5 protein-coding genes and 1 pseudogene are annotated in these 3,313 nt (G+C 70.6%); 2 read left to right on the top strand and 4 right to left on the bottom strand.

Features of this window, described 5'->3' with window-relative positions; all coding sequences use genetic code 11:
- The 4 genes from ABZ749_RS32260 to ABZ749_RS32245 form a co-directional block, all read right to left on the bottom strand.
- Nucleotides 1-621: ABC transporter permease subunit (locus ABZ749_RS32260; protein WP_357234506.1), on the bottom strand; the 621-nt coding region annotated here is incomplete at its 3' end.
- Nucleotides 614-1,513, bottom strand: a complete 900-nt coding sequence (locus tag ABZ749_RS32255) for an ABC transporter ATP-binding protein (protein WP_357234503.1) — start codon at nt 1,511-1,513, stop codon at nt 614-616. The genes ABZ749_RS32260 and ABZ749_RS32255, both read right to left, overlap by 8 nt.
- 26 nt (nt 1,514-1,539) lie before the next feature.
- Nucleotides 1,540-2,571 carry an ABC transporter substrate-binding protein gene (locus tag ABZ749_RS32250; RefSeq protein WP_357234500.1) on the bottom strand — a complete coding sequence of 344 codons (1,032 nt, stop codon included), beginning with the start codon at nt 2,569-2,571 and terminating at the stop codon, nt 1,540-1,542.
- A gap of 131 nt (nt 2,572-2,702) precedes the next feature.
- Nucleotides 2,703-2,780, bottom strand: a complete 78-nt coding sequence (locus ABZ749_RS32245) for a putative leader peptide (RefSeq protein WP_349881247.1) — start codon at nt 2,778-2,780, stop codon at nt 2,703-2,705.
- Between the two features lie 248 nt (nt 2,781-3,028).
- Between ABZ749_RS32245 and ABZ749_RS32240 the strand changes: the two genes are divergently transcribed.
- Nucleotides 3,029-3,208, top strand: coding sequence for a DUF4236 domain-containing protein (locus ABZ749_RS32240; protein ID WP_030333600.1), 180 nt, complete (start codon nt 3,029-3,031; stop codon nt 3,206-3,208).
- A pseudogene (locus tag ABZ749_RS32235) lies at nt 3,175-3,313 on the top strand (6-phosphogluconolactonase); the annotation flags it as partial. The gene ABZ749_RS32240 and the pseudogene ABZ749_RS32235, both read left to right, overlap by 34 nt.

Genomic DNA, 3,313 nt, shown 5'->3' with positions numbered 1-3,313 from the left:
GGCCGGCAGGATCACCTTCTGGAACAGCCGCAGGTGGTTGAGCCCCATCGAGCGGGCCGACCGGATCAGCAGCGGGTCGACGCCCTTCACCCCGGCGATGGTGTTCAGCAGGATCGGCCAGGAGCACGCGTACAGCACCAGGGCGATCTTGGAGGTCTCCCCCAGGCCGAGGATGAGCACGAACACCGGCAGCAGGGCCAGCGCGGCGGTGTTACGGAACACCTCCAGCAGCGGGCTGAGCAACTCGGCGAGCGGCCGGTACCAGCCGATCAGCAGCCCGAGCGGGATGGCGGTGAGCACCGCCAGGCCGAGCCCGGCCAACGACCGGGTGAGGCTCGCGCCCACGTGCTCGGCGAGCTGCCCGCTGCGCAGCAACTCCCACCAGGCCACCAGCACCTCCGACAGCGGCGGCAGGAAGACCCGGTCCACCAGCCCGAGCCGGGGTGCGCCCTCCCAGATCGCGGCCAGCGCGAGAATCGCGACGCTGCGGTGCAGCGCCTTTCCACCCACGCCGAGCAGCCGACCGGCAAGGCCACCGGCACCGGGTCCGACGGCGGCCACCGCGTCGGGCACTGCCGTCGGGACCGCCAGCCGGGTGGGACGTTCGGCGATGTCAACCAACGCGGGCCTCCTCGGTGTGGGCCGCCGCCGGCGCCGCGCGCCGCGCGTCCGCTCCGGCGACGACGGGAGTACGAGCACCAACTGTTCCGGTGTGGGCGGTGCGGCTGCCGGTGGCGCTCTCGGCTGCCTGGGCGGCCCGCACCTCGTCCCGCAGCAGGGTCCAGATCTGGTGGCGGTGGTGGCGGAACGCGTCGGTGGAACGCACGTCCTCGACAGCGTCCCGGTCGCCGAGGTCGATGTCGATGACCTGTTTGAGCCGCCCGGGCCGGGACGTCAGCACCGCCACCCGCTGACCCAGGTAGACGGCCTCGTCGATGCCGTGGGTGATGAACACGATGGTCTTGCCCGTGCGGGCCCAGATGCGCACCAGCTCGTCCTGCAACGAGTCGCGGGTCTGCGCGTCCAGGGCGGCGAACGGCTCGTCCATCAGCAGCACGTCCGGGTCGTACGCGAGGCTGCGGGCGATGGCCACCCGCTGCTTCATCCCGCCGGACAGCTCGTGCGGGTAGCGGTCGGCGAAGCCGCGCAGGCCCACAAGGTCGAGGTGGTGCTCGATCAGGGCGGCGCGCTCGGCGCGGGGCACCCCCTTGGCCTCCAGGCCGAACGCGACGTTGCCGGCGGCGGTGCGCCAGGGCAGCAACGCGTACTGCTGGAAGACGATGCCCCGGTCCAGGCCCGGACCGGTGACGGACCGACCGTCGACGAGCACCCGTCCCGCTGTCGGCTCGGTGAGCCCGCCGAGCAGGTCGAGCAACGTGGACTTGCCGCAGCCGCTGGGGCCGACGACGACCAGGAACTCGCCGGGGCGTACCCCGAGGGTGACCTCGTCCAGCGCGGTGACCGCGCCGGCGCCACCACGCCGGCTGGCGCGGACCGGGAAGGTCTTGCTCACGCGATCAAAGAGGATCTTGTCGGTGCTCACGCGTTCCCCCCGTCCACGAAGGGGTTGAACCGGTTGGTGTAGATGTCGCCGGGCTTCGGACGGTCGCCCTTGAGCTCGCCCTCGGCGGCGAGCCAGTCGATCCAGGTGGCGAACTCCTGCTCGCCGATCACACCGCCACGGCCGGCGACGCCACTGCTCTTCCAGTACGCGACCAGCGACGGGTCCTCGTTGCGGCCACGCTTGCCGATGATGTCCCGCATCCGGGCGACCACCGTCTCCCGGGGTTGGGTGCGGGCCCACTCGATGGCTTTGCCGACCCCGGTGACGAACGCCTTGACGGTCTCCGGGTTGCGCTTGATGAAGTCGTCGCGGAAGACGTAGGTGCCGCCGCTGAAGGCGCCGAGCAGCTCGTAGTCGGTGAAGATGGTGCGGATGCCGCCACCGGCGACCGCCTTGTCCCGGATCACCCCACCGAGCACCGCGACGTCGATCTGCCGCTGCCGCAGCGACTGCTCGGTGTTGACAGGTGGCAGGGCGACCAGCTCGACCTGCTTGATCTCGGCGGGGGTGAGCCCGCCACGGGCGAGCCAGGTCTTGAGCACGGCCTCGGCGTGCGCGCCGAGGGTGTTCATGCCGACCTTCTTGCCGATCAGGTCACGGGGGCCGCGGACCGGGCTGTCGTCGAGCACGTAGTAGCCCTGGAAGGTGTGCGCGTCCGAGCCGTAGTAGCTGACCACGGCCGTGATCGGGGCGTTGGCGGCGGCGAGCTTGACGATGGCGCCGTTGAACGCGCCGCCGAAGTCGCTCTGCCCGGTGGCCGTGGCCTGGATGTCCTGCGGACCGCCGGTGACGTTGCCGATCCAGTTGAGCTTGACGTCGCCGAGGTAGCCGAGGTCGGCGGCGAGTTCGGGGAGGGTGACCTGGCCGACCGAGCCCTGGTAGCGCAGCTCGCTGGCCTGGGCGCCGTCGGCTGCCGCGTCACCGCCGCAGCCGGCGGTGGCGGTGAGCGCGACCAGCGCGGCAACGGCGGCGAGGGTACGCAGAATGGCACGACGGGGTGGGGACATGAGGAGTCTCCTGATCTGTCCAGGATGGAAGCGGGGACGCCCGGATGAGGGCGTGCGGGCACGCTGCTCCGCGTTGAGCGGGCGGGCGGTGGGAGTGCGGCGCTGGAGCCGAGCCGGATGGACCGGTCAGCTCAACAGAGCGCGCTCGCGTGCCGGACCAGGTCGACGTGCACACGAGCGGTGAGGAGAAGCTCATCCCGCTGCGACATGACCCCATGCTGCCCGGGATCGGAACGAGCGGTCAACGGCCTTCCAGAAGATGAGACTTCTATCGCTGCCGATGTTACGAAGCACCCCGGCCAGCGTTTACCGTGCCGCAACACCTATCTGTTGGATAGAGATTGCGATGCCCGCCGGGCGACCGTCCAGGACGGACGGCGAGAGGGTTTCAAAAGCCGCCGGTTCGGGAATGTTCGATCTCGACACGGCAGGGAACGGTGACGAGGGGAGACCTCCGATGGGCCTCATGTTTCGCAAGCGCAAGAAGTACGGTCCGATCATCCTGAACTTCACCGAGAACGGCTTCTCCTCGTGGAGCATCAAGATCGGTCGCTGGTCCTGGAACTCCAAGGCCCGTGCGCACCGGGTCGACCTGCCGGGCCCGCTCTCCTGGAAGCAGGACAAGTCCCGGTCGTAATCATCCCGGGGGCCTCGGACGGCCCGGCCGGCAACGACCCCGAGGCGGCGGCTGCCGAGTACGCGCAGGAGCTGGCCCGCGCCGCCCGGCCCGGGCACGCCACAC

The sequence above is a fragment of the Micromonospora sp. NPDC047753 genome, assembly GCF_040642735.1.
GTDB lineage: Bacteria > Actinomycetota > Actinomycetes > Mycobacteriales > Micromonosporaceae > Micromonospora.
The sequence above is the reverse complement of the archived record's forward strand: the minus strand, read 5'-3'. Positions and strand labels throughout refer to the sequence as shown.